The organism is Novosphingobium sp. MMS21-SN21R (genome assembly GCF_031846015.1).
Lineage (GTDB): Bacteria > Pseudomonadota > Alphaproteobacteria > Sphingomonadales > Sphingomonadaceae > Novosphingobium.
In genome coordinates, this window is sequence record NZ_JAVRDU010000003.1 from 1 (window position 1) to 23,936 (window position 23,936).

Annotated in this window: 25 protein-coding genes; 9 read left to right on the forward strand and 16 right to left on the reverse strand. The window is 64.9% G+C overall.

All coding sequences use genetic code 11. The features are described from left to right. Positions 1-43: 43 nt before the first annotated feature. Complete coding sequence (locus RM192_RS16190; RefSeq protein WP_311508661.1) at positions 44-454, reverse strand: hypothetical protein; 411 nt, start codon at positions 452-454, stop codon at positions 44-46. Further along, a complete protein-coding gene (locus tag RM192_RS16195) occupies positions 454-1,464 on the reverse strand; it encodes an NADP-dependent oxidoreductase (protein WP_311508662.1) in 1,011 nt (336 codons plus the stop codon). Before RM192_RS16195 ends, RM192_RS16190 begins: the two co-directional genes overlap by 1 nt. Before the next feature lie 145 nt (positions 1,465-1,609). On the opposite strand from RM192_RS16195, the gene RM192_RS16200 reads away from it, so the two are divergent. Both RM192_RS16200 and RM192_RS16205 read left to right on the forward strand, forming a co-directional pair. Beyond that, the gene (locus tag RM192_RS16200) at positions 1,610-4,063 is read left to right on the forward strand and encodes a TonB-dependent receptor domain-containing protein (RefSeq protein WP_311508663.1); all 2,454 of its coding nucleotides are present in this window, start codon (positions 1,610-1,612) and stop codon (positions 4,061-4,063) included. A 119-nt stretch (positions 4,064-4,182) separates the two neighbouring features. Next, positions 4,183-5,100 (forward strand): NAD(P)/FAD-dependent oxidoreductase, encoded by a 918-nt coding sequence (locus RM192_RS16205; protein WP_311508664.1) that lies wholly within the window; start codon positions 4,183-4,185, stop codon positions 5,098-5,100. Here RM192_RS16205 and RM192_RS16210 read toward each other — a convergent pair whose 3' ends face one another. The 5 genes from RM192_RS16210 to RM192_RS16230 all read right to left on the reverse strand — a co-directional run bounded on the left by RM192_RS16210 (position 5,101) and on the right by RM192_RS16230 (position 8,401). Next, positions 5,101-5,529, reverse strand: a complete 429-nt coding sequence (locus RM192_RS16210; protein WP_311508665.1) for a nuclear transport factor 2 family protein — start codon at positions 5,527-5,529, stop codon at positions 5,101-5,103. Positions 5,530-5,749: 220 nt separating this feature from the next. Continuing rightward, positions 5,750-6,109 (reverse strand): Rieske (2Fe-2S) protein, encoded by a 360-nt coding sequence (locus RM192_RS16215; RefSeq protein WP_409233838.1) that lies wholly within the window; start codon positions 6,107-6,109, stop codon positions 5,750-5,752. Positions 6,110-6,113: 4 nt separating this feature from the next. Then, positions 6,114-6,647, reverse strand: coding sequence for a VOC family protein (locus RM192_RS16220; RefSeq protein ID WP_311508667.1), 534 nt, complete (start codon positions 6,645-6,647; stop codon positions 6,114-6,116). Beyond that, positions 6,644-7,381: a glucose 1-dehydrogenase gene (locus RM192_RS16225; RefSeq protein WP_311508668.1), complete on the reverse strand. Its 738-nt coding sequence runs from the start codon at positions 7,379-7,381 to the stop codon at positions 6,644-6,646. The genes RM192_RS16220 and RM192_RS16225 overlap by 4 nt, the downstream gene beginning before the upstream one ends. A gap of 12 nt (positions 7,382-7,393) precedes the next feature. After that, a complete protein-coding gene (locus RM192_RS16230) occupies positions 7,394-8,401 on the reverse strand; it encodes an NADP-dependent oxidoreductase (RefSeq protein ID WP_311508669.1) in 1,008 nt (335 codons plus the stop codon). Positions 8,402-8,511: 110 nt separating this feature from the next. On the opposite strand from RM192_RS16230, the gene RM192_RS16235 reads away from it, so the two are divergent. The 3 genes from RM192_RS16235 to RM192_RS16245 are packed head-to-tail and all read left to right on the forward strand — an operon-like array spanning position 8,512 to position 10,608. Then, entirely contained in the window at positions 8,512-8,919 is a 408-nt protein-coding gene (locus RM192_RS16235; protein ID WP_311508670.1) for a nuclear transport factor 2 family protein, read from the forward strand. 60 nt (positions 8,920-8,979) lie between these two features. Next, positions 8,980-9,732 carry an enoyl-CoA hydratase-related protein gene (locus tag RM192_RS16240; RefSeq protein WP_311508671.1) on the forward strand — a complete coding sequence of 251 codons (753 nt, stop codon included), beginning with the start codon at positions 8,980-8,982 and terminating at the stop codon, positions 9,730-9,732. 48 nt (positions 9,733-9,780) lie between these two features. After that, positions 9,781-10,608 carry a phosphatase PAP2 family protein gene (locus RM192_RS16245; protein ID WP_311508672.1) on the forward strand — a complete coding sequence of 276 codons (828 nt, stop codon included), beginning with the start codon at positions 9,781-9,783 and terminating at the stop codon, positions 10,606-10,608. Positions 10,609-10,618: 10 nt separating this feature from the next. Here the strand turns inward: RM192_RS16245 and RM192_RS16250 are convergent, their stop codons facing one another. Then, on the reverse strand, positions 10,619-11,596 hold the full coding sequence (locus RM192_RS16250; protein ID WP_311508673.1) for a quinone oxidoreductase: 978 nt from the start codon (positions 11,594-11,596) through the stop codon (positions 10,619-10,621). 193 nt (positions 11,597-11,789) lie between these two features. Between RM192_RS16250 and RM192_RS16255 the strand changes: the two genes are divergently transcribed. Together RM192_RS16255 and RM192_RS16260 are read left to right on the forward strand one after the other, a co-directional pair. Then, entirely contained in the window at positions 11,790-13,175 is a 1,386-nt protein-coding gene (locus RM192_RS16255; RefSeq protein ID WP_311508674.1) for an aromatic ring-hydroxylating dioxygenase subunit alpha, read from the forward strand. Positions 13,176-13,344: 169 nt separating this feature from the next. After that, positions 13,345-13,941: a hypothetical protein gene (locus RM192_RS16260; protein WP_311508675.1), complete on the forward strand. Its 597-nt coding sequence runs from the start codon at positions 13,345-13,347 to the stop codon at positions 13,939-13,941. A gap of 20 nt (positions 13,942-13,961) precedes the next feature. Here RM192_RS16260 and RM192_RS16265 read toward each other — a convergent pair whose 3' ends face one another. Next, complete coding sequence (locus tag RM192_RS16265; RefSeq protein WP_311508676.1) at positions 13,962-15,134, reverse strand: aminotransferase; 1,173 nt, start codon at positions 15,132-15,134, stop codon at positions 13,962-13,964. A 67-nt stretch (positions 15,135-15,201) separates the two neighbouring features. Between RM192_RS16265 and maiA the strand changes: the two genes are divergently transcribed. After that, on the forward strand, positions 15,202-15,846 hold the full coding sequence (gene maiA / locus RM192_RS16270; RefSeq protein WP_311508677.1) for a maleylacetoacetate isomerase: 645 nt from the start codon (positions 15,202-15,204) through the stop codon (positions 15,844-15,846). Between the two features lie 78 nt (positions 15,847-15,924). On the opposite strand, the gene RM192_RS16275 is transcribed toward maiA, so the two are convergent. The 6 genes from RM192_RS16275 to RM192_RS16300 all read right to left on the reverse strand — a co-directional run bounded on the left by RM192_RS16275 (position 15,925) and on the right by RM192_RS16300 (position 21,757). Next, complete coding sequence (locus tag RM192_RS16275; protein ID WP_409233845.1) at positions 15,925-16,743, reverse strand: alpha/beta hydrolase; 819 nt, start codon at positions 16,741-16,743, stop codon at positions 15,925-15,927. A gap of 23 nt (positions 16,744-16,766) precedes the next feature. Continuing rightward, the gene (locus RM192_RS16280; protein WP_311508679.1) at positions 16,767-17,600 is read right to left on the reverse strand and encodes a fumarylacetoacetate hydrolase family protein; all 834 of its coding nucleotides are present in this window, start codon (positions 17,598-17,600) and stop codon (positions 16,767-16,769) included. A gap of 95 nt (positions 17,601-17,695) precedes the next feature. Further along, positions 17,696-18,598 (reverse strand): VOC family protein, encoded by a 903-nt coding sequence (locus tag RM192_RS16285; protein WP_311508680.1) that lies wholly within the window; start codon positions 18,596-18,598, stop codon positions 17,696-17,698. Beyond that, the gene (locus RM192_RS16290) at positions 18,595-19,023 is read right to left on the reverse strand and encodes a heme-binding protein (protein WP_311508681.1); all 429 of its coding nucleotides are present in this window, start codon (positions 19,021-19,023) and stop codon (positions 18,595-18,597) included. Before RM192_RS16290 ends, RM192_RS16285 begins: the two co-directional genes overlap by 4 nt. Next, positions 19,020-20,528, reverse strand: coding sequence for a bifunctional 3-(3-hydroxy-phenyl)propionate/3-hydroxycinnamic acid hydroxylase (locus tag RM192_RS16295; RefSeq protein WP_311508682.1), 1,509 nt, complete (start codon positions 20,526-20,528; stop codon positions 19,020-19,022). The genes RM192_RS16290 and RM192_RS16295 overlap by 4 nt, the downstream gene beginning before the upstream one ends. Next, positions 20,528-21,757 (reverse strand): amidohydrolase family protein, encoded by a 1,230-nt coding sequence (locus tag RM192_RS16300; RefSeq protein ID WP_311508683.1) that lies wholly within the window; start codon positions 21,755-21,757, stop codon positions 20,528-20,530. Before RM192_RS16300 ends, RM192_RS16295 begins: the two co-directional genes overlap by 1 nt. A gap of 209 nt (positions 21,758-21,966) precedes the next feature. Between RM192_RS16300 and RM192_RS16305 the strand changes: the two genes are divergently transcribed. Further along, positions 21,967-22,680: an SDR family NAD(P)-dependent oxidoreductase gene (locus tag RM192_RS16305; RefSeq protein ID WP_311508684.1), complete on the forward strand. Its 714-nt coding sequence runs from the start codon at positions 21,967-21,969 to the stop codon at positions 22,678-22,680. Positions 22,681-22,701: 21 nt separating this feature from the next. Here the strand turns inward: RM192_RS16305 and RM192_RS16310 are convergent, their stop codons facing one another. Further along, positions 22,702-23,841, reverse strand: coding sequence for an FAD-dependent monooxygenase (locus RM192_RS16310; RefSeq protein WP_311508685.1), 1,140 nt, complete (start codon positions 23,839-23,841; stop codon positions 22,702-22,704). Between the last annotated feature and the right edge of the window lie 95 nt (positions 23,842-23,936).

Sequence of the window (23,936 nt, forward strand, 5' to 3'; positions counted from 1 at the left end):
ACTGAAATGTCGTGGCGCACATCGTGGCAATAGCCGCTGTCCGCTACTGCGCGCCGCGCGATGCGCCCGGATGGTAGAAGAACTGCCCACCGAGCCACTCGTGATAGTCGGTCCAGGTCGGCCAGCCGGCCAGCGCGTGATGCAGCGCGACCACACCCTTGCCTTGCTCTAGCAGCGCGCGGAATCCTGACCTCAAGTCCGCTTCAGGTTCGCGGTAAAGCGGCGCGTTTTCGGGGGCTTCAAAGTCCAGCCCCGGCATATCGTAGAGCACCAGCACATCGAACCCGCGCATGCCTTCGGGGTTCATCAGCCGCGCGGCAGCGGGCTGGTCGACCATGGTTGCCGCGATTCCGTCCATTGCCTGGAACATCGCGTCGAAGGCGGTGCGGTCAAACGGATGGCCGCGCACCGCGACGAGGGCTTGCAGCGGCGCGCGGTGCTTGATGATCGGCATCAGGCGGCGACTTTCACGATGACCTTGCCGATGGCCTTGCCCGAAAGCATCCGGTCATAGGCGACGAGCGTGTTTTCCAGGCCTGTCGTCTCGTCGAGGTTCACCGTCAGTGTTTCGGCATCCACCCATGCGCGCAAGGTCGGAAGAAATTCCGCGCCCCGGTGGAGGAAATCCGGGATGAAGAACCCTTCGATCCGCAGCCGCCGCATCAGCACCTGATCGAACCGCGCCGGGCCGGGCAGGGGGGCGTCGTTGTCGTAGGCAGCGACCATGCCGCAGACTGCCACGCGCCCGTAATGCGCCATGTTGGGCAGGACCGCATCGAGCATCGGCCCGCCCACGTTGTCGAAATAGGCGTGAACTCCGCCCTCCACCGTGGCGAGCCGCGCGGCAACATCCTCGTTCTTGTAGTCGATCGCCATGTCCACGCCGAGTTGCTGCGTGAGGTAGCGGCACTTGTCCGGCCCACCCGCGATACCGATGACTTTTGCGCCGAGGTTACGCCCGACCTGGCAGGCCATCGAACCCGTTGCGCCTGCCGCCGCCGATACGACCAGCCATTCGCCGGGCTTCACCGCCGCCACTTCCTTGACGCCGACATAGGCGGTCCAGGCGTTCATGCCGAGCGCGCCATAGTGCTGGCGAATGTCGGGCACGCTCTCGTCCAGCGCCTCAAGACCCGCCATGGCAGGTATGACCGTGGCGTAGTCTGCCCACTGTCCGAACCCGCGCACCAGCGTGCCTACGGGAAAGGCCGGATCGCGGCTCTCGCTCACGCGGCCCAGCACCAGCCCGGCCATCTTCGAGCCGAGCGGCAGCGGCGGCTGATAGCCGTCGGTGCGCGGGCTCATCCACATGCGCGTGCCCGCGTCCATCGAAAGCCAGCCGACGTGGACGCGCACTTCGCCCTCAGCCAACGGGGCGAGGTCCTCGCTCTGCAAGGACAGCGCCGAGGCGAAGTCGCTGCCTTCGGGGTGGCGATCAAGGCGCCAGAAGCGGTTTGCGGTCATGAAAAATCCTCTCGGGGGCAGGGGTGCCGCCGCATCCGGCGCGCCACACCTAGCCAAATGGCGAGGCTAACCCATTCGTGAGGCGGTAATCGCGGGCCGGAACAGTAAACGCGCGACTTGGACAACAATAACGGGAGGATACGTTATGCGTGCCCTTAAGGGAATTCTACTGGCGACTTGCGCATTCGGCGCAGCCGCACCGGCTCTCGCTCAGGATGCGGCGCAAGAGGGCGCCAATTCGGGCGGCCTCGAGGAAATCATCGTGACCGCGCGCAAGCGCGAGGAATCGGTGCAGACCGTTCCTGTCGCCGTCACCGCGATCTCCGAAAAGACGATCCAGCAGCGCGATATCACCAGCATCGAAAAGATCGCTGCGGCCACGCCGAACCTGTCGGTCGGCCGTGCCTCGAACGGCTCGGGCGCACAGCTCACCATGCGCGGCATCGGTTCGTCGTCGACCTCGATCGGTATCGAACAGTCGGTCGCCGTGGTCGTCGATGGCGCCTACTACGGTCAGGGCCGCGTGATCCAGGAAGGCTTCTTCGACCTCAAGCGGGTTGAAGTGCTCAAGGGCCCGCAGGCGCTGTTCTTCGGCAAGAACGCCACTGCCGGCGTGATTTCGCTGACCACCAATGATCCGGGCAATGACCGTGAATTCCTGGCCAAGGCCGGTTACGAGTTCCGCTCGCACCAGTACCAGGGGGAACTGATCGCTTCGGTTCCGCTGTCGGACACCTTCGGCGTGCGCGTCGCCGTGCGCGGTTCGAAGATGGACAAGGGCTTCTACAAGAACGTCTCGGTCAACCGCACCTACACCACGGTCGACATCCAGAACCTGCTTGCGGGCGGTGCCGGCAATGCGACGGGCCACGTGGCTACGCCAGCTGCCACCGATGCACCGGGTGAAGACGAATTCATCGGCCGCGTGACTCTCAAGTACACGCCCAGCGACCGCCTGACATGGACGGTCAAGGGCGCGTTCGACTACAGCAAGGTCAACAACTCGTCGTGGAACTACGGCGCGTACAATTGCGGCCTTGCCAGCGGCGTCAGCCAGCTGACCGGCTACAAGTGTGGCAACGATTTTGTCACGCACCAGAACAACATCCCGACCGACATCGCAGCGAACTTCCCGTTCTCGCAGACCGACGGCCAGCTCTACAACCGCTACCGTTCATGGGCTGTGAACAGCAACCTCGTCTATTCGCTGAGCGATGACGTGACGCTGAGCGCGGTCACCAACTACAACACCAACAACAACCGCTGGGCCTGTGCCTGCGATTTCCAGTCGAGCAATGCCGGCACCTGGGCGACCGAAAATTCGTCGTGGAAGGCGTTCTCGCAGGAACTGCGCGCGCAGACGTCGTTCGACGGTCCGATCAACCTGATGATCGGCGGCTTGTACCAGAAGACCAAGCGCGACTTCGAACAGTACATCATGTTCGCAGGCCTTCGTGACGACACGGTATCGGCGCAGAACCGCTACCTTGCCACGACCAAGACCAGCTTCACCGATGGCGAAACCACCGCGCTGTTCGGCCAGGTGACCTGGGAACTGGTCGACCGTCTCGAACTGGCAGGCGGCGTGCGCTACACCCACGAAACGAAGAGCAGCTACTTCACGCAGCCATACAACAATGTCGGCGTGCAGGGCATCTTCCGCGACAAGCTGGACCCCGATGGCTTCGGCGAAATCACCGCCCAGCAGACGTTCGACGACTGGTCGCCTGAAGTGACGCTGACGTGGAAGCCGGCCGATGGCATTCTCGTCTATGGCGCCTACAAGACCGCCTACAAGTCGGGCGGATTCTCGAACGGCGGCATCAACTCGAAGTTCTCGGCAGACCCGCTGGCGGATCTGACCTTCAACCCCGAGAAGGCCCGCGGTTTCGAAGGCGGCATCAAGTCGACCATCCTCGACAACCAGCTTCGCCTGAATCTGGGCGTGTTCAGCTATGCCTATGATGATCTGCAGGTCGACTTCTTCAACTCGCCGATCTTCGCATTCCAGACCCTGACCGCCGATGCGCGGACCAAGGGCGTCGAAGCCGAATTCGAATACGCACCGCGCGCACTCGATGGCCTCAACGTTCACGGTTCGGTCAACTACACCAAGGCGAAGTACACCAACTTCCCCCTGGCACCGTGTTTTGCCGGCCAGACCCCGGCACAGGGCTGCAACACCGTGGCCGGTGTCACGCGCCAGAACCTCAACGGCAAGCCGCTCTCGGTTGCGCCCGAGTGGACCGGTGCCTTCGGCGTTGGCTATGACGCGCCAGTGGGCGATGCGATGAAGTTCGGCATCAACGTCGACGCGCGCTATTCGGGCAGCTACCTGGCTTCGGGCTTCGGCAATCCGTTCTCGGTCCAGAAGAAGTATGCGGTGCTTGACGCGGGCATCCGCTTCGGCGCCGAGGACGACAACTGGCAGATCGCGCTGATCGGCAAGAACCTGACCAACCGCTTCTTCGTCAGCGGCGTTGTCGATGGTCCTTCGACCGGCGGCGGCACCGGCACAGCAGCAGGCGTTCGCGCCGACCAGCTCGGCTTCGGCAGCATGCCGCGCACCGTGCAGGTGACGGTGACCAAGCGCTTCTGATCCGGGCTTTGCCTTGATCTGGAAATCGGAAAGGCGGGGCTTGCGCTCCGCCTTTTTCGGTTCCGTGCCATTCCTGCTGCATTTGCGGAACCATTCGCCCCTCCGGTGTTTGCGCACGCATGGGAACACAACCGCTCGATTGCCTCGTGATTGGCGCCGGGCCTGCAGGGCTGACGGCGGCGATCTATCTCGCGCGCTTCCACCTGACGGTGGCGGTGGTGGATGCAGGGAAGAGCCGCGCTGCGATGATCCCGCGCACGCACAACCATGCGGGATATCCCGGCGGGATTGCGGGCACCGAACTGCTCGCGCTGATGGCGCGGCAGGCAGGGAAGTTCGGGGTTGCGGCTGAACGTGCCGCGATTGAATCTCTGACCCTTGGCAGCACGGGGTTTCTCGCCAGTGCCGGTGATGCCACGTGGACCGCTCGCACTGTTTTGCTCGCTACCGGCGTGGTCAATCACCGGCCACCGATGCCGCCGGGGCTCCATGACGAAGCGCTTCAGCGCGGCCTCCTGCGCTATTGCCCGGTCTGCGATGGCTATGAGGTGACCGACAAGCGCATCGGCGTGATCGGCACTGGCGAAAGAGGTTTCGGCGAGGCGTTGTTCCTGCGCGCCTACAGCGCTGACGTCACGCTCATCGCACCGGCTGACGCACACGTCCTGACGGCAGAACAGCGCGATCAGGCGCGCGAATTGGGCATTGCGTTGTCAGCTGGTCCGGTCTTGCCGCTCAGCTTGCGCGGGGATCGTATCGTCGTCCAAGCGGGCGGTGCGGAACTGGAGTTCGAGACGGTCTATCCCGCGCTGGGATCGGACATCCGTTCGGAACTGGCGCTGAGGCTGGGCGCGAAGGCCAATGATGAGGGGTGCCTTGCTGTCGACGCGCACCAGCGCACGAGTATTGCCGGGCTCTATGCTGCGGGCGACGTCACCCGCGGACTCGACCAGATCAGCCACGCCATGGGCGAGGCAGCGGTGGCGGCGACCGCCATCCGCAACGATCTGGCCGAGTTGCGCCCGCAGCTGCGCTAGTCAGCAGCCCTTGGGCGCGTGCTGGCGGTGAATGTTGCGGAATGTGCGCGACTGGAACAGCCACTTGCCGTCTACCTTGACGCAGGTATCGTCATAGACGCCGCGATCCCGCATGGTCGTGCCGTTCTGGTCGTAGACTTCGGAAGTGTAGCTGCGCATCACGGCCGTATCGCCCGAGACTTCGATCGAACCGGGCCAGGCTTCGAACATGATGCCGGGATAGTGCTTCATTGCCTCGACCCACATCGCCTTGATCGCCGGGCGGCCCTGCGTCGTGCCAAGCTCCGGATAATCGGGCAGCGACCATTCGGCGTCCTCGGCCCATGTCGCGGCCCAGTCGTCAGCGTCGACGCGGGTTACCGCATCGGCATAAGTCTCAAGCAGTTCGCGTATGGCGAGGCGGTCTTCGGCGGGGCCGGTAAATGGCATGGGGGTCTCTCCGGTTCTTGTTGGCTTTGGGAGGAGACTAACCGCACGTCGGCCCTTGCGAACCTGTGGGATAGATGAGGGGGTCCGCACTCAACATGGACATGTCTGCGCGCGTCCTTCGACAGGCTCAGGACGAGCGGCTGTGGGAGTGGACGCCCGGGAAAATACCGTTCGTCCTGAGCCTGTCGAAGGACGCGCGCCGCCGCCAGACTGATCCCGATCACATCACCACGGGCAGTTCGTCCATGCCGGGCTTTTCATCGGGCACGCAAACCTCGATCTGGCCGCCTTCGACGCGCACCGCGAATGTGCGCAAGTCCTTGTACGCGCCGCCGATGCAGCGGCCCGAGGCCATTTCGAAGCGTGCACCGTGGAGGGGGCACATCACCGCGCCGCGCCGGATGCGCCCGGTCGAGACAAGCGCGGCCTGATGGGTGCAGCGGTCGTTCACCGCGAACAGGCCTTCGTCGGTCTTGGCCACAAGCACGTGCCAGCCGCCGAGCTTGGCGGCGAGTTTGCCTTCTGCCGGGAATTCGGCCTCGGGGATCACGGAATGCCAGGTCTCGCTCACGTGCGTCATGTCCTCAATTGAATCGTATCGTCTGGATCGGGTCGGTCCCGCGATAGTCCTGCGCGGCCTGCGCCACCATCGCGTAGAAATCAACCAGCACCGGGGCGGGCGCGTAAAGTTCGGTCATCAGGCCGAGCGTGGCGGTGGTATCGGCAAAGGCAAAGACGAAGCCATCGGTCATTTCGGCGCGCAAGGCGCAAGGCGCGCCTTGGCCTGCCAACCGCGCCAGTTCTGCATCGACGTCCTCCACGAATACTGCCGCGTGATGCACGCCCCAGCGGCCCGATCCCTCGGGATAGACGTCGCGGAAGGGCGAGGGGCCGGGATTGTTCTGCGCGACGAACTCCACCATGATCTCGCCCCATTGCCCGTACGCCGAGGTGTGATCGAGGGTGCGCTCCACCCCGCGATGCACCGCGCGCGCGAGCGGGATATTGTCCGCCACGAAATACGGCCCCGACCCGAATGCCGCGTGGTGCGCGCGGGCGGCCAAGCGCACATCCTCGACGAAGAACGCGATCTGGCGGATCGGGAGTTGTGCCGTCATATCGAGGCGCCGCCATCGACGCGGAATTCCGCGCCCGTGGCAAAGGCGCTGGCGTCGCTGGCGAGGAAGACCGCCATCGCGGCGATTTCCTCGGGCCTGCCGAGGCGGCCCACCGGGTGAACGTCAACGAAGCTCTGGTAGAGCGCATCCGGGTTGTCGGACTGCGCCAGCACCTTGTCGATGATCGGCGTGTGGATCGCGCCGGGGTGGATCGAATTGCAGCGAATGCCATAGCCGCTCTCGGCAAAGTGCAGCGCGCAGGACTTGGTCATCAGCGTCACAGCCGCCTTGGCCGCATTATAGGCAACGAGGTTGGACGACGCTTTCACGCCTGAAAGCGACGACATGTTGATGATCGAACCGCCATGCGCCTTCATCCTGGGCAGAGCGGCCTGCGTGCCCATGAACACGCCGAGCACGTCGATATCGAGTTCGTGGCGGAACTGGTCGAGGGTGATCTCCTCGATCGATCCCAGCGTGGTGATCCCGGCATTGTTGACCAGCACGTCGATCCGCGCAAACGGCGCGAGTGCCTTGGCCCAAGAGGCTTCCTGCGTCACGTCGAGCGAAACGAACCGCGCGCCCAGTTCTGCGGCCAGCGCCTCGCCGCCTGCAGCATCGATGTCCGCGATGATCACGTTGGCACCCTCATCCGCATAAGCGCGCACGATCGCCTCGCCGAGTCCCGACGCGCCACCGGTCACGAATGCGACCTTGCCTTCCAGCACTCCCATTGTTTTTCCTTCTCAGATCAGGACGAGCGTCTTGCCGGTGGTCTTGCCGCCCATCAGCTCGATGAAGGCTTCGGGCAGCTTTTCGAGACCCTCGCGCACGTTCTCGAGTGGCTTCAGTTTCCCTTCGGCAAAGAGCCGGTCGAGCATCGCCTGTGCCTCGCCCAGCACTTCGGGGTGATCATATGTGATGAACCCGCGCATGGTCAGGCGGTTGACGACGAGTTGCCAGAGGTTGCGGTTGCCGTGCGGATTATCGGCATCATTGTATTGCGCGATCATGCCGCACACGGCGATGCGGCCGTGCAGGCGCATCAGCGGCATTACCGCTTCGAGCGTTTCGGCGCCGACATTGTCGAAATAGACGTCAATGCCCTCGGGCGCGGCGGCGGCAATGGCTGCGCCGAGATCACCCACGGCCTTGTAATCGATCGCAACATCGGCGCCGAGATCGCGCACGATCTGCGCCTTGTCAGGCCCGCCCGCAAGCCCGATCACGCGGCAGCCCGCCGCCTTCGCCAACTGCACCACGGTGCTGCCGGTCGCGCCCGCTGCGGCGCTGACCAGGACGGTCTCGCCCGCCTTGGCCTTGCCGATCTCGAACAGGCCGACCCATGCGGTGAGGCCGACCGGGCCGAGTGCGCCCATGTAATGCTGCAGCGGCACGCCGGGTGCGGCTTCGACTTTCTCGATCCCCAGCGCATCGCCGCCGACGACATAATATTCCGACCATACCGCAAACGTGCGCAGCAAGGTGCCGACGGGCCAGTCGGGATTGTTCGACTCGACCACTTCGCCCAGCGACATGCCGTTGATCGGCGCGCCCAGTGCCACCGGCGGAAGGTAGCTTGGCCGGTCATCCAGAAAGCCGCGAATGGCCGGATCGCACGAGCCTACGCGCATCCGCACAAGGATTTCGCCGGGGCCGGGCACCGGGCGCGGGGCTTCGGTCAGGGCGAAATCGCCGGGGACGGGAATGCCGACCGGGCGGCGGACGAGCGTGATCTGGCGTGTGGTTTCCATGGCGCACTCTTAGCGCGTGGGCGCGGCGCACAAGCGCTAGTTATATCGCTAGGTTTCACGGGCGCCCGGCTTGGGTGATCCTGTCGCAAACACGAGAGGACTCCAGAGCCATGACGCCCGAGCAGATGATCAAGTTCGTCGACGACCTTTACGAAAGCACCGGGGTCGGTGATTTCGACAAGGCCGAGACGATGCTGACCGACGATTTCTTCATCACCGAGGCCGATTGCCTGCCGATGGCGGGGACCTATCGCGGCAAGACCGCGCTGCGCGAACTCTATGCCAAGGTCATGACGATGGTCGATGTCGTAGCGCTTGACCGGGTGGAAACGACCGCGGGCAAGGATCACGCGGTGACGATCCTGTCGTTCCGCTTTGCCGATCCATCGGTGCCGCCTGCCGAACTGTGCGAGATGTTCCGCTTCCGCGACGGCAAGTGCTGCGAGATCCGCCCGTTCTACTTCGAACCGTCGGTGTTCCACGCCGCCGTTGCGGCCAAGGCTAAGCAGAGCGCCTGAACCGCTTGCCATCCCGTTCGCCGCCCGACAAAGGGGAGGTGAACGGGAGGTCTGCCACAGATGAGCTTGCGACTGGAACAGGACGGTGCGACCGCGCAATTGCTGATCGACCGCGCCGACAAGCGCAACGCCTTCACCATCGATATGTGGCAGGCGCTGCCCGAACTGCTGGCCCAGGCCGCAGCCAGCCCGGATTTGCGTGTGCTCGTGGTCAAGTCGGCTCAGGGCGGCGCGTTCTGCGCCGGGGCCGACATCGCCGAAATGCTCAGCCACAAGGACGACGCCGGGTGGCGCTGCGCAAACCAGCAGGCGATCAACCGCGCGCAATACGAACTCACCCGTTTTCCCCTGCCCACCGTGGCGATGGTCGAAGGCGATTGCATCGGCGGGGGCTGCGGCATCGCGCTGGCCTGCGACATCCGCATCGCCGGCCCGCAGGCGCGCTTCGGGATCACACCCGCCAAACTGGGCCTGGTCTATCCGCTGCATGACGTGAAACTGCTGGTCGATCTGGTCGGGCCGGGACAGGCGCGGCGGCTGCTTTATACCGGCATGCTGATCGATGCTGCCGAAGCGCACCGCATCGGGCTGGCCGAGGAAGCGGCGGATGACGAAACCGCGCTGGTCGCGCAAATATGCGCCGCCTCGCCCTTTTCGGCGCGGTCGCTGAAAGGCTTCGTGCGCCGCGTGCTCGACGGCCAAGGGGCGGAAGACGAGGCCTCCTTGCGCCTCTTCGCCGCAGCCTTCGAAGGCGCAGACTTCCACGAAGGCACCACCGCTTTTGTGGAAAAGCGGCGGCCCCGTTTTGGCTGATAGGCTGGCTGTGTTAGCCTGCAGCGGAAGGTCGTGAGAGGTACGGGTATGAAACTGGGGTTGCGCATTGTGCTGGCGGGCGTGGTTATGCTTGGTGCGGGTTCGGCATACAGCAACTCCGACGGGCCGGTGCAAATGTGGCAAACACAGGCGGCTCAGCCCAAGGCCAGCTATCTTGGTGGTCAGCCACTGCCGGGCGGCCTGGAACTTGTGCCTCTGCCTCCGGTTGCCGGGTCGGCTCGCGAAACGCGCGATTTGGCCGGTGCAGAAGCAGCGATCCAGCAGCAATCTGGCCCCCGTTGGGACTTGGCCGCAGCGGATGCCGATTTGCGTCCGGGGCGCGCTTCGGCGGCTTTCTCCTGCGCGGCGGGCTTCCCGATTGATCATGATCATGCCCCGGCCTTGAACGCATTGCTGGACCGTGCATTGGCTGATCTCGGGTTGTCGACCAGCGAGGTAAAGAAGCGCTACAGCCGTGCTCGGCCGTTCATGGTCAATGGCCGGCCAAGTTGCACGCCAACGTCGGATAGTGGACTGCGGAAGGATGGGTCCTATCCTTCAGGTCACAGCGCGATTGGCTATGGCTTCGGCCTGATCCTTGCGGAAATCGTGCCTGATCGTGCGGCCCAGTTGGTCGCGCGGGGGCGGGCCTATGGCGACAGTCGCCGTATATGCAACGTCCATTGGATGAGCGACATCGAGGAAGGGCGCAATGTTGCCGCCGCAACGGTCATGCGCCTTAACGCCGATCCTGCGTTCCGCGCCGATCTTGACGCCGCCCGTGCGGAAGTGGCCGCATTGCGTGCGAAGAGCCCGGTCACGCCCACCACTTGCGCTGCTGAGTCCGAAGCGTTGGCCAGGACTGCGGCGTTCTAGAGCCTCGAATTTATGGCAGGAGCACGGTCGACCCGGTCGTGCGCCGCGCTTCAAGTTCGGCGTGGGCGCGGGCGACTTCCTCCAGCGGATAGGTCTGCCCCACGGTCACCGAAAGCGCGCCGCTGGCGATCATCTCCCACACCCGCGCCGCGCCTGCTTCGCGCTCGTCCGGATCGGCGTAATAGTGATAGAGCGTTGGCCGGGTGACGAAGAGCGAGCCCTTTTGCGAGAGTGTGCCGAGCGCGACGCCTGTGACAGGGGCCGAGGCATTTCCATAGCTGACGATTAGGCCGCGCGATGCGACCGAATCAAGGCTGGCTTCCCAGGTATCCTGTCCGACGCCGTCGAAGGCCACGTCGACGCCTGCGCCACCGGTGAGATCGCGCACCGCTGGCGCAACCGCATCGGTCGCGTAATTGATCACATGGTCCGCGCCCGCCGCCAACGCGGCACGGGCCTTGGCTTCGGTCGAAACCGTTCCGATGACTTCGGCGCCAATATGCTTGAGCCACTGCACCAGCAGCAGCCCGACCCCGCCCGCCGCCGCGTGGACCAGGACCGGCATCCCTGCCTCCACACAGGCGCAGCGCTCGATGAGGAATTCCGCCGTGCAGCCCTTGAGCGTTGCAGCAGCGGCGGTCACGTCGTCGATTGCGTCCGGTAGGCGCAGCAGCGTTTCGGCGCGGTAGATCCGCGCCGTGGCATAAGCGCCGAGGGTGGGTCCGAACGTGGTGACGCGGTCGCCTTCGGCAAGGCCGCTCACGCCCGGGCCAACCGCGACAACGCGCCCTGCCGCTTCCGAGCCCAGCCCGCTGGGCAGCGCAGCGGGGTAGATGCCGCGGCGGTAATAGGTGTCGATCATGTTGAGGCCGACGGCGGTATGCGCGACCAGCACTTCGCCCGCGGCAGGGGCGGGGAGCTCGGCGTCGACCCATTCGATCACCTCGGGGCCGCCAGTGCGGGTGATGCGGGCGACGCGTGCGTGCATGGCAAGGCTTCTCCAAGGATATGTGCGGGGGAGATGGATCAACCCTCGCGCCAGGGCAAGGCGTTAAAAAAACCGGCACTGCTGCCTGTAAAAACCTGACACTTTGGCCGGGCGCATTTTGGCGCGAACCGGCGCACTGTTCGGACAGAATGCGGGAGCCACCCGCTGCACGGATTCGAGAGAGGACCAGCCCATGAGCCTTCGCGGCCCAGTTGCCACCCCGATGGCCATCCCTACCCCGATGGCCATCCCTACCCCGATGGACGGACGCGATCCCTCGCACTTGCGCGGCGATCCGATCACAGGGGACCGCTACTTCTCGCCCGAATTCGCGAAGGCGGAATGGGACAATATGTGGACGCGCATCTGGCACATCGCCGGGCGCACGGCGGAAATCCCCGAGGCGGGCGATTTCCTCGTCCACACCTTCCTCAAGGAATCGGTGATCGCGGTTCGGCAGGACGATGGCTCCATCCGCGCGTTCTACAATTCCTGCGGGCACCGGGGCATGCGCATGGTCCACGATTCCAGCTCGGTCGAGGCGTTTCACTGTCCTTACCATGGCTGGCGCTGGGGCATCGACGGTGTGCTCAAGCATGCGCAGGACGCCGATGTCGATTTCAAACAGGGCAACCCTTGCGGCAAGCTCAAGCTCAAGGAATTGCGCTGCGATACCTGGGGCGGGTTCGTGTGGTATTCGATGTCGGACGACAGCCCCGGCCTGCTCGAATTCCTCGACCCCATGCCGCAAGTGTTCCGCAACTATCCGATGGACACGGCGGTGCGGGTGGCGTGGTATCGTATCGAGATTGACGCCAACTGGAAGTTCGTCACCGACAACTTCTCGGAAAGCTATCACACCCGCACCGCGCACCCTCAAGTGCCCGCATGGATCGATCAGGACGTCGATTCCGCACGGCATGAAATGTGGCCAAAGGGCCATGGCCGCACCGTCCAGCCGATGCGTCCATCGCTGACCGACCGCCCTGCCGAGGGCACCGAACACGTCTTTGCGCATATTCTGCGCCAGTGGGACATCGATCCCGCCGCTTACGCCACGTATGAAGACTTCGCGCTGCAGGGGTGGAAGGACCTCAAGGCCGCGAAGCGCAAGCTGTGGCGGGAGCGCGGATATCTCCATTACGAGCACATGGACGACGAGGAGATCACCGACAGCCCGCACACGGTGATGTTCCCCAACGTGACGATCAGCTTCCTGCCCGACAACCTGATCCTGTTCCGAAGCGAACCGCACCCGTCCAACCCTGAGCGATCCTACTTCGACTTGTGGTGCATGGCCTTCCCGGTGGAGGGGCAGAAGGAAGTGGAATCGATCATGGCGGGCGTGCGTCCGTTCAAGGAAGTGGCCGAATGCGAACACCGCGTGTTCGATGGCGGACGCGGCGTGCCCGAGCTTGCCGGCCAGATCGTCTATCAGGACATGGAATTGGCCGAGGCGATGCAGGAAGGCATGCACTCGCGCGGCTATACTGACGCACACCTGTCCGATCAGGAAACCCGCATCCGCTTTTTCCACGAAACGCTGAACGACTGGATCGCAGGGCGGCAGGGGCGGTGAGGGCTTAGCGCCCCGCCAGCCCTCACCGCCGCATCTGCAAACCAAAGGACCACCAATGACACTTTACCCTCGGGCAAAGTGTCACCCGCGACAAATGTGGGATCAGGGGGCGAAAGGCGCAGAAAGGGGATTCACGGGAATCCCGTTATGTGCTTCCTTGAATCCCGTAATGTTCCACTCTGCAATCACAACCGCGCCTCCATCAGCGCAAGGCCCCCAGGGCGAGATGGCGCGGCTGCTCGACCTGCTCGCCCATGTCAGCACGCGGCCACGCTATGCTTTCATGGTGTTGAGCCTTATTGCTGAAGTGGCCAGCGCCGATGGCGAGGCGGGGCCGTTCGTCAAGCGCGGGCGCGAACAGCACACCTTGCGCGATTGGTTATGTGACAGCCTTGCCCCGATGGGTGGCCGCGATCCGCGCCGCATAGCGCTGGCGGCCCGCGTAGAGGCTGACCTCGTTGCTGCCGGAACACTCCCGGCCGATCAGGCGAAATCCGCCGCGCTGGTCGAACAGGAACTGCGCGACCGTATCCGCGCCTCGGGCAAGACGAACTTGAGCCGCGCGGTGTCAGAACTGGTAAAGGCGGGGCTGCTGCGCCGCTATTACGCGGGCTATGCCGTCGACCATGAAAATCGCGGTGGACAGCGCCACGCGGTCTATGTGCTGCTCGGCCCTGCGCGCTGTCTGCTCCCTCGAGAGGTGAGCCCCCCCCGGCTCAAGCCCGGAAAGCCGCGCCCTGCGCAAGGTGAGTTGCGCTTCGTCTGACTGGAGGGTGGGACTGCGATCTATAAACCGTCGCGCCAATGCGCCAGACGCCCGACGGCATCGCTCAGCGTTGTTTCGGGCTTGCAGTGGCACAGGCGGATGATGCCAGTGGGCGCGCCGCCGCCTTCCCACAGGGCCGAGATCGGGATCGAGGCAACGCCTGCCTCGTGCACCGCGCGTTCGCTGAACGTCCGGTCGTCCAGCGCAATTCCCGAGGCGGCGAGATCGATGCAGGTGAACCACGTGGCGGCGCTGGGGAGGAGGGCAAAGCCTTCGCGCATCAAACCGTCCAGCAGGACGCCGCGCGTCTGCGCCCAGCGCGCGGTACAGGACTGCGCGAGCCCTGGCGTGTCCAGACCCTCGGCCACCGCCCATTGCAGCATCGGCGGAGTGGTGAAAGTGAGGAACTGGTGCGCGCGGCCTAGTACCGCCGCCATCGCGGGCGCGGTGATCAACCAGCCGACTTTCCACCCCGTCGCGCCGAAGATCTTGCCCGCCGATCCGATCTTGACAGTGCGGCCTGCCATGCCCGGCTGCATCATCAGCGAGGCGTGGGCGAAGCCATCGAAGCGCACATTCTCCCACACCTCGTCACAGATCGCGATCAGGTCGTGGGCCACGCAGACTTGCGCCAACATCGCCAAGTCCTGCGGACTGGCGACGGTGCCGGTGGGGTTAAGCGGATCGTTGACGATGATCGCGCGGGTGCGCGCGGTGATCGCGGCTTCAATTGCGGCCCGGTCATAGCCCCAGTGCGGCGGCCGCAGCGCTACAAAGACCGGCACCCCGCCCGCGCGGCGGACCAGTGGCGCATAGGCGTCATAGGCAGGCGCGAACAGCACGACTTCGTCGCCCGGTGCGACCACCGCGAGAATCGTAGACGCCACGGCCTCGGTCGCGCCTGATGTGACGATCACGCTGTCGGGCGATAGCGCCAGCCCTTGCGTGCGGGCATAGAAGTCTGCGACCGCGCGGCGCAGCTCGGCCAGGCCTGCCATCGGCGGATACTGGTGCGATTTCTCCGCGCTCGCCCGGGCCAATGCGTCCAGCAAGGCGGGGGGCGGCGGTTCGTCAGGAAAGCCCTGTCCAAGGTTGATCGCGCCCAAGTGCCGGGCGAGGCCGGACATGTGTTCGAAAATGGTGAGAGGCATGTCCCGGTAGACGGGAGAGAGGCGCTGTGCCGGGTCGGTCATCGGGAAGCGATCCTAACGGAACTGCGCCCGCCTTTGCAATGGCGCGCCCAAGCGATAGGCTACCACTATGACCACCGACACACCGATCATCCTTCACGGCTTCTGGCGCTCCACCGCATCATGGCGCGTGCGCATCGCGCTCGGCCTCAAGGGGCTTGAATGGCGCGGCGTCGCGCATCATCTGCGGCTGGGCGAACAGCGCGCGCCCGAATACCTCGCGCTCAATCCGCAAGGATTCGTGCCCGCGCTGGAAGTGGGAGGCGCGGTGCTGACGCAGAGCTTGGCGATCTGCGAATATCTCGACGAGGTTTATCCCGAGCCGCCTTTGCTCCCCGCCGACCCGCTCGCGCGGGCAAAAGTGCGGGCTTTCGCGCAAGTGATCGCCTGCGACATTCACCCGGTGCAGAACCTCAAGGTTCTCAAGATGCTGAAAAAGCGTGGGCTGGATCAGGCCGCTACAGATGCCTGGGCGGCAGAAGTGATTGAAAGCGGGCTGGCGGCATGTGCCGCGCTGATTGGAGGGAACGCGGGGCCGTATTGCTTCGGCGATCAGGTCACGCTGGCCGATGTGCTGCTGGTCCCGCAACTGGGCAACGCGCGGCGTTTCGGGGCAACGTTCGATTTCGGCCGGATCAGCGAGATCGAGGCGGCGTGCATGGCGTTGCCGGCGTTTGTGGCGGCAGCGCCGGAACGGCAGGCGGACGCGGAGTAGCGGAACCACTCCCGTTCGTGTCGAGCGAAGTCGAGACACTAGCGCGCAGTGTCTCGACTTCGCTCGACACGAACGGGGCTAGGTGGCGGTCGACTTCACAAACGCCACGATCTCATCCGTCAGCCGCCGATCCGCCGTGCCGATGTGCATCGCCATCGAATAGTGGTTGTGGCCGGGCATGATCGTCGCCTGCGGCATCGTGCCGTGGCGTTCGAGCCTGTCCTGCATCAAGCCCAGAAATTCGGCCTGAAAGCGCGGCGGATCGAATTGGGCGCAGGCGATGAACAGCGGGATTGTGGTGGCTGCCACAGCCTCGCGGGGCATGCGCCCGGCGTAGTCGGCATTCGGACCGTAGTATGGCTCGTCGCGGTCATCGAGCGGGGTGTGGCCGTAAAGGCCGGACAGGAGCACCGCGCCTGCAGCCGGTAAATCGGGGCACAGCTTGAGCGCGGTGGCGATGTGCACCGCGCCCGCCGATGTGCCGATCACCACGATCCGCGCCGGATCGCCGCCGAAATCGGCCGCATGCGCGCTGAGCCAGTCCACTGCGAGGCCCACGTCCTCGCCGCCTTCGGGCCAGCGAGCGTCGGGCAGGAGGCGGTAGTTCATCACTGCGCCAAGGAAACCCGCTTCGGCCATGGTGCGGGCGACGGCGGCGTTCTGCCAGGACTCCGCGCCGCCCTTGTCGCCCACCCTGAAGCCGCCGCCATGCACGAACAGTACCACCGGCAGGCCGGTTTCGGTGCTCGTCCGGTAGAGATCGAGTCGTTGCCTCTCGTGCGGGCCGTAGGCGCAGTCCACTGCCAGGACCGGCACACGCGCCGCCAGCACCCGCTGTTCATCGTCGAACAGCGCGCGGCACGCCTCCAGCACCGGCAAGCCCAGCGTGGTGCCCATTGCGGCGATGGCGGCGCGCGGCGTCACGCTTCGTCGATCACCGGATTGGTCAGCGTGCCGACCTTGCCGACGCTGATTTCGCAGACATCGCCCGCCTTCATGTAGAGCGGCGGGGTGCGCTTGTCGCCGACGCCGCCGGGCGTGCCGGTGACGATCACATCGCCGGGGCTGAGCGGGGTGAAAGTCGAGCAATATTCGATGATGAAGGCCACGTCCCAGATCATGTCCGAGATCGGCTGATCCTGCACCAATTGGCCGTTGAGGCGCGTCTGCACGCGCTGGCTGGCAAGGTCGGGCAGTTCCTCTGGCGTGACCAGCGCTGGGCCGAACGCGCCGGTGCCGGGGAAGGTCTTGCCGGGCGTGAACTGGATGTTGTGGCGCTGCCAATCGCGCACCGATCCATCGTTGAACACCGAATAGCCGGCAACGTGTTCCAGTGCACGGCCACGCGGGATCCGGCGACCGGGCTTGCCGATCACGACTGCAAGCTCGCCCTCGTAATCGAAGCGCACGGATTCCCTGGGGCGCAGCAGCGCTTCGCCGTCGGCGATCAGGCTGTCGGCATAGCGGGTGAAGATCGCCGGAAATTCCTTTTGTTCGCGTCCAGTTTCAGCCACATGGGTGGCATAGTTCAGACCGACACAGAGGATCTTGTCAGGGTTCGGCACGACCGGCAGCAGGCGCACTTCGGAAAGAGCGAAGCTGGCGGTTGCGGTCAGCGCGGCAAGATCGCCGCCGAGCGCATCCTTGAGCCAGCCGCGTCCGTTCTGCGGACCGAGGTCGTGCACCGTCTCGCCATCGAGGCGGCCGAAGCTGGGGGTGCCGTCGGGGCGGCGAAAGCTGATGTAACGGGCCATTCTGTGTTCTCCCCTGCGGACCTGCCTTGCGTGCCCGGTCGTCCCGGCCAAGGCAAGAGCGGCAGCGCCGCCGACAAATCCACGCCTGTTGATAGTCAAAGTGGTTCTGGCTGCCAGTCGCGGCGGCTGCGAAAGCGTTCCTCGGCGACGCGAAGGCCGTCGAAATCCTTGTCCGAAACGCCCCATTGGTCGATGCGCTGCTCGGGCCAGGTCCAGTCGTCGGGCTTGCCCGCCTCATAATCGGCAGGGACCTTTTCGACCGGAGTCGAATATTCGATCACCGGGCCGAACGGCGCGATGTAATAGGCATAGACGTTGTCACCCGGGCCGTGGCGGCCAGGCCCCCATGCGGGCGCAAAGCCATTGTCGCGCATCCAGCCGATGCCGCGCATCACGGCATCAAGATCGTCCATCTCGAACGCGACATGGTTGAGGCTGGCGAAGCCCGCGCGGGCAAACGCGGTGGAATGATGGCTGTCGTTGCAGCGCACGAACACCATGCCCTTGGTGCGATCAGAGACGGTGAAGGACAGCACGTCCTCGACCGCGTGACCCAGCAGTTCGGCATCGGCGGCGTTGAACACGACATGCGTCAGCTTCACCGGCGAGACGCGCTTGCTGGCCTTGGTGAAACCTGCAATTGGGGCGACTTCGCTGGTATCTGTGAGGAAGCGCAGGATCGTGCCTTCGGGCAGTTCGACGAGAATGCCGTGGCCGTCGCCGGGATCGGCAGAAGTCGTGGGCTTGGCAGCCCAGCCCTTGGCAGTGACGCGGGCCTTGAGTTCGGTCAGCTCCTCAGGGGTGCAGACAAATGTGGTCGAGCGGACCCATTCGTCGTCGGACTTTTCGAAGGCGACGAGGTAGGGGAACGGGCCAGTGCCGCGCAGGTAGTGGGTTTCACCACGCTGATCTGCGGCGGTCAGGCCCCAGATGTCGACCATGAAAGCGGCGGCGCCAGCCGGATCGGGCAGGGCGATTTCGATACTGCGCAGCTTCACGCCTTCGCCTCCGTATCAAACCCTGCCGCGCGGATGCCAGCCATGGCGCATTCCTCGTCGCAATCGCCGGTATCGCCGCTGATACCGACCGCGCCGATAACCGCGCCGCCATGATGGATCAGCACGCCGCCCGGAGAGAAGGCGATGCGCCCTTCGAGCACAGCGGTGACGCTCTGGTAAAACAATGGATTGGCCTTCGCGCGTTCGGCCGTTGCGCGGGTGTTGACGCCCATGCCAAGTGCACCGGTCGCCTTGGCCTTGGCAATGTCGAAGCGGAACGTGGTTGCGCCGTCCTCGCGCGCGAAGGCGACCGGGTGGCCGCCTGCGTCGAGCACGATCAGCGCGAGCGGCTTGGCATTGCGGGAGCGTGCTTCGGCCAGCGCGGCGTTGGCGATGGTCTGGGCGGCGGAAAGGGTAAGCGTCATGCCGCGATTTCCTGTCTGGTTTTGAGCAGCGCATCGCGCGCTGCGATAAGGTCTGCGGGATTGCCGGTGCCGAACACGCAATGGTCGGGGCGGACCAGCACGGAATCAGCACCATATGTGTCAAGCCATGCCATAACTGCGCCGTTATCGGGCAGATCGGCTGCGACAATGGCACCCTCGGGGCCAGTTGTGTGCACGAACAGCCGCCAGCCTTGCCCGGTCAGGTCGTCGAGCTTGCGCCCGTCGGTCAGGATGGGCTGGATGAAGCGCGTCCCGGCTGCGGGCGTGCCCGGCGCGATGAAGCCGGTAGTGATAGCCGGAATCAGATCGGCGGCAGTTTCGCCTGCGTTTTGTGCAGCTTGCGCGCGGATGTTCGCATCGCGTGTAGCTGCCTTGGCCGGATCGAGTTCGCAGATGTATCGGCCAGCGGCGACGGCGGCGCCGATCACGCCGCGCACATGGGGGTCGCGCTCGGGCTGGTAGGTGGCAAGGATGGCTTCGTCCGCGCCGTCGTTCGCGATGGCGGCCATTTTCCATGCGAGATTGGCGACATCACGCAGGCCGTGGCACATGCCTTGTCCGAAGAACGGCGGGGTCTGGTGCGCGGCGTCTCCTGCCAGGAACACGCGGCCCACCTGCCATTTTTCGGCGACGAGTCCGTGGAAGCGGTATGTGGCAGCGCGCACGATCCGATGCGGCACTTGCCTCATCCACGCGCCGACCAGCGCGGCGACATTCTCGGGTTGCATCATCACCGCATCGTCTTCGTGCGGGAGCAGCATGAATTCCCAGCGTCGGTGATTGCCGCGTCCCGGCACCACTGTCGCGGGGCGGGCGGGATCGCACATCATCACCGAAAGGCGCTGGAGATCGGCGCCCTCGGGCACGCCGGTGAGCGCGGGGAAGGTGACCGGCCCTTCGACTTCGGCATCGACCACCAGCCACGGTTCCTCGAAGCCCAGATCGTCGAGCGCGACGCCCAGCGCCTTGCGCACCGGGCTGCGCGAACCGTCGGCCGCGATGACCCAGCGGGCGCGGACTTCGCGGGGCTGGCCACTTTGGACGTAATGTACGGTAACGCCGCTATCATCCTGTTCGAGCGTGGTAAATTCTGCGCCAAGCTGCAGTGCGATGCGGCCGTTTTCGGCGAAGGCATCGCGCAAATGCGCTTCGAGTTCGGGCTGATAGAAGAAGTAGTCGTTCGACCAGCCGAACGGCCTGGGCTTGCCGACAGTGCCCATGTAGCGGATCACGCCGTGGTCTGCGCCGATATGCAGGTGGCCGTCGGTGGCGACCATATCCGGCGCAACGCGGCCGATCACGCCTGCGCTCTGGAACAGGCGCATCATTTCGTGGTCGAGATGGACCGCGCGGGGCAGGGGGTAGTGATCCAGCTCTTTCTCGAGCACGATCACTGAAAGACCATTTTTTCCCAGCAGGTTGGCGGCGGTTGCTCCCACCGGTCCGCAACCGATGATCGCGACATCGAACAAGGCTTCGGACATTATGCCAGCGCCTCCGCGGGGGCCTTGTAGAGCGAGCCATCCTTCATGATCATGGCGAGATTGGCCTTGTCCTGCAGGATCGCCACGTTCCCGGTGGGATCGCCCTCGACCAGGAGCAGGTCGGCAAGCCAGCCTGCGCGGACCAGGCCCACAGGCAGGTCCATCAGTTCGCCGCCCAGCTTGGTAGCAGCGGTGAGCGCTTCGGCGGGGGTATAGCCGAAGTGATCGACGAAGATTTGCAGGTCGCGCGCGTTGCGGCCGTTGGGATTGAACGGGAAGCCGTAATCGCCGCCGATCAGGATGCGGACACCGCGCGCCTTGAGCGCGGGGACGAGCTTGGCCTCGCGTTCCATGCGTTCGGCTGCGCTGGCCTTCATGTGGCTCATGTCGATGTGCGGGGGCGGGCTGGCTTCGAGCGCGGCGATCGAGACGCCCGGTGATGGCGCGTAGAAAGTCGTGTCCCTGGCTGCGACCATCGCGTCTGCGGCGGCTTCGTCGGCATAGGAGGCGTGGTAGATGATCCGCGCACCGGCCTTCAGCGCAAGATCGATGGCCTTGGGATAATAGGCGTGGGTGGCGATCCACAGGCCGGCGTCCTTGGCCGCTGCCCCTGCCGCTTCCATCTCCTCGTCGGTATAGAGCACATCGCCTGCCGATCCGGGCTTGAGCGCGTCTTCGCCCGAGACGACCAGCTTGAGCGAGCCGACGCCCTGCGCCTTGCAGTAGGCGACGAACTGGCGGATCGCTTGCGCGCCGCGCCCGTTGAACACATCGCCGGTTTCGACGCCTTCTGCGCCTTCGGGGCTGCGTTCGAGCGTGGAGGGAATCAGGCGCGGGCCGGGGGTTTCGCCCGCCGCAATCGCCTTGGCGAGATCAACCTCGATGCCATCACCCAGCGCGCCTGCGGAATAGGCGCTGGTGAAGCCGTGATCGAGCAGGACGCGGGCGTTGCGCCATGCGGCGACTTTCAATTCGTCGTCGGGGAGGATGAACTGATGGTAGATCTTCTCGACCGAGGAGCCCCAGGTGAGGTGGGCGTGGGATTCTACCATGCCGGGCATCAGCGTGCGGCCAGCGCCTTCGATCACGGTGTCGGCACCGCTGGCGTCGAGCGCTTCGGCGCTTTCACCCACGGCGGCGATGCGATTGCCTTCGACCAGCACGGCGCGGGTGCCCGGCAGGAGGCTTTCGCCATCAAAAATGCGGACGTCGCGGATGAGCGTCGTCATGTGGTCTCTCCCAAAGTATCCCGGCCCGCCTTGCGCCATTTCTGCCACAGGGAAAAGTATTGATATGCGATGTTTCCATATGCTGATGCTATGGAATAACCGCGGTTACCCATCCGGTTTCATCGATAGGGCAAGAGCTTGTCAATCGATTGGACAGGGTTGGTGATTGCCGAAACACTGGCATTTCAAAAACGGGATGGGAGTGCGCGATGAGCGGGCGGCTTGATGGCAAGATCGCGGTAGTGACCGGCGCAGGCGCGGGCATCGGCAAGGGCTGTGCCGATGCGTTCCGGGCCGAGGGTGCGACCGTGATCGGGGTGGATCTGGCAGGCGCTGACCTTGCCTGCGACTTGACCTGCGAGGCGGAAACGGCAGCGGCCTTCTCGCGGATTGTAGCCGAGCATGGCCGGATCGACATACTCGTGAACGCGGCGGCCTTTGCCACTTTCGCGTGGATCGAGGAGATGACGCTCGACCAGTGGAGGCGCACACTGACAGGCGAACTCGACATCGTGTTCCTGCCCACGCGCGCGGCATGGTCGGGCCTGAAGGCAAGCGGGGCGGCGGCAGTGATCAATTTCGCCAGCGCCAATGCGCGCCATGCGCTCGATGGATCGGCTGCCTTGGCGCATTGCGCGGGCAAGGGCGGAGTGCTGGCGATGACCCGGCAACTGGCGATGGAGGGGGCGCCCCACGGCATCCGCGCCAACACGATTTCGCCTGGCTTCATTCTCACCGAAGCCACGCGGCGGCATATGGCCGAAGTGCCCGGTTTCGAGGCGCTGGTGCTGGCGAAGAACATGCTCAAGCGTCTGGGCGAGCCTGTCGATATCGCGATGTGCGCGGTATGGCTGGCGAGCGACGAGGCGCGCTATGTGACCGGGGCCGATGTTCCGGTCGATGGCGGGGCGACGGCCTGGTAGCCGCCGCCTGCGTCGCAAACGTCAGAACGGCGCGTTGAGCCGTCCGAGCGCGCCTTCGAGCATGTGCGCGTGTACCTTTGGGTCGCCGTGTTCGAGTTGCAGCTTGCCGACCGCAACGCTGGTTTCGATCACATCGCGGCAACGGTCGAAGCGGCGGTTCTGATAGGCCCGCAGCGCGGCGGTAACATCGCCTGTCCGCGCCAGTTCCTCTGCAAGCACGATACCGCTTTCCACCGCCATGCCCGCGCCCGAGGCGAGGTGCGGGGTGGTGGCATGGACGGCGTCGCCCAGCAGAACGATGCGGCCATTGAACCAGTCAGCGGGTTGCAGCGCGGCGGCGAGCGGACGATAGTTGATCCAGTCCGCACGCGTCATGTTGTCGCGAATCCAGCCCGCATTTCCGCCGAAATCGGCGAGATGCGCCTTGAGCGTGACGAAGAGTTCCTCCTCGTCCATGAAGGTTTCGCGCTCTTCATGCGCGGTGAGCATCCACATATAGACCATGTCCGGCGCGCACGCAGTGATACCGCACGGATTGGCATGGCCGAGGAAGAACTCGCCCATCTCCAGCCCCGGCGGCTTGCGGATCGAGATGCGCCAGCAGCCCTGTCCGGTCGGCACGGCAGGGGCCATGTGAGGGAAGGCGATGGCGCGCACGGTGGACGCTACGCTGTCTGCGCCGACGACGAGATCGTAGCGGCCGGTCGTATCGTCGGAGAAAGTCACTTCGACGCCGTCATCGCGGTTTTCGAGTGTGGTGACGGTCAGGCCGAGGCGCACGTCGATAGGCAGTTCGCGCACGCGGGTCTGCATGATCCGGTGGAGGGTCGGGCGCATGATTCCGCCGGTTGCGGGGAGGCCCTCCTCGATCACCGGCTCATCCAGATCGAGGATGTGGGTGCCATCAAAGCGGAACAGGCGAGTCTTGCTGGTAATCGCGCCAGCGGCCTTGATCGCATCGAGCAGGCCCAGCCGCTTGTAGGCGCGCAAGGTTGGCCCGGTGATGGTGATCCCCGCGCCATAGACGCGCCAATCGGGATCAAGGTCGATCAGATCGACCCTGACTCCGCGCTCGGCAAGGCTGATTGCCGCTGCCATGCCGCCGATTCCCCCGCCCACGACAAGCGCCGCTGCGATACTGCTGATGTTTTCCCCAGTCATGGAGCCATGACCTAGCGATGCCGGGCAAGCGCACAAATCCGAACTGTGGATAGCAAGCCATTGATACAAACGGTGCGACGTTCGGGCACGGGCTG

Coding starts and splice junctions, on each gene's coding strand:
- RM192_RS16210 (WP_311508665.1), bottom strand. CDS start 5,529: ATGCCATTTACCGGCCCCGCCGAAGACCGCCTCGCCATACGCGAACTG.
- RM192_RS16260 (WP_311508675.1), top strand. CDS start 13,345: ATGTTCCACTCTGCAATCACAACCGCGCCTCCATCAGCGCAAGGCCCC.
- RM192_RS16290 (WP_311508681.1), bottom strand. CDS start 19,023: ATGACGCTTACCCTTTCCGCCGCCCAGACCATCGCCAACGCCGCGCTG.
- RM192_RS16275 (WP_409233845.1), bottom strand. CDS start 16,743: ATGGGCACCACGCTGGGCTTGCCGGTGCTGGAGGCGTGCCGCGCGCTG.
- RM192_RS16235 (WP_311508670.1), top strand. CDS start 8,512: ATGACGCCCGAGCAGATGATCAAGTTCGTCGACGACCTTTACGAAAGC.
- RM192_RS16225 (WP_311508668.1), bottom strand. CDS start 7,381: ATGGGAGTGCTGGAAGGCAAGGTCGCATTCGTGACCGGTGGCGCGTCG.
- RM192_RS16300 (WP_311508683.1), bottom strand. CDS start 21,757: ATGACGACGCTCATCCGCGACGTCCGCATTTTTGATGGCGAAAGCCTC.
- RM192_RS16250 (WP_311508673.1), bottom strand. CDS start 11,596: ATGCACGCACGCGTCGCCCGCATCACCCGCACTGGCGGCCCCGAGGTG.
- RM192_RS16200 (WP_311508663.1), top strand. CDS start 1,610: ATGCGTGCCCTTAAGGGAATTCTACTGGCGACTTGCGCATTCGGCGCA.
- RM192_RS16220 (WP_311508667.1), bottom strand. CDS start 6,647: ATGACGGCACAACTCCCGATCCGCCAGATCGCGTTCTTCGTCGAGGAT.
- RM192_RS16295 (WP_311508682.1), bottom strand. CDS start 20,528: ATGTCCGAAGCCTTGTTCGATGTCGCGATCATCGGTTGCGGACCGGTG.
- RM192_RS16205 (WP_311508664.1), top strand. CDS start 4,183: ATGGGAACACAACCGCTCGATTGCCTCGTGATTGGCGCCGGGCCTGCA.
- RM192_RS16280 (WP_311508679.1), bottom strand. CDS start 17,600: ATGGCCCGTTACATCAGCTTTCGCCGCCCCGACGGCACCCCCAGCTTC.
- RM192_RS16230 (WP_311508669.1), bottom strand. CDS start 8,401: ATGGAAACCACACGCCAGATCACGCTCGTCCGCCGCCCGGTCGGCATT.
- RM192_RS16215 (WP_409233838.1), bottom strand. CDS start 6,109: ATGACGCACGTGAGCGAGACCTGGCATTCCGTGATCCCCGAGGCCGAA.
- RM192_RS16190 (WP_311508661.1), bottom strand. CDS start 454: ATGCCGATCATCAAGCACCGCGCGCCGCTGCAAGCCCTCGTCGCGGTG.
- RM192_RS16240 (WP_311508671.1), top strand. CDS start 8,980: ATGAGCTTGCGACTGGAACAGGACGGTGCGACCGCGCAATTGCTGATC.
- RM192_RS16245 (WP_311508672.1), top strand. CDS start 9,781: ATGAAACTGGGGTTGCGCATTGTGCTGGCGGGCGTGGTTATGCTTGGT.
- RM192_RS16265 (WP_311508676.1), bottom strand. CDS start 15,134: ATGACCGACCCGGCACAGCGCCTCTCTCCCGTCTACCGGGACATGCCT.
- RM192_RS16310 (WP_311508685.1), bottom strand. CDS start 23,841: ATGACTGGGGAAAACATCAGCAGTATCGCAGCGGCGCTTGTCGTGGGC.
- maiA (WP_311508677.1), top strand. CDS start 15,202: ATGACCACCGACACACCGATCATCCTTCACGGCTTCTGGCGCTCCACC.
- RM192_RS16255 (WP_311508674.1), top strand. CDS start 11,790: ATGAGCCTTCGCGGCCCAGTTGCCACCCCGATGGCCATCCCTACCCCG.
- RM192_RS16305 (WP_311508684.1), top strand. CDS start 21,967: ATGAGCGGGCGGCTTGATGGCAAGATCGCGGTAGTGACCGGCGCAGGC.
- RM192_RS16195 (WP_311508662.1), bottom strand. CDS start 1,464: ATGACCGCAAACCGCTTCTGGCGCCTTGATCGCCACCCCGAAGGCAGC.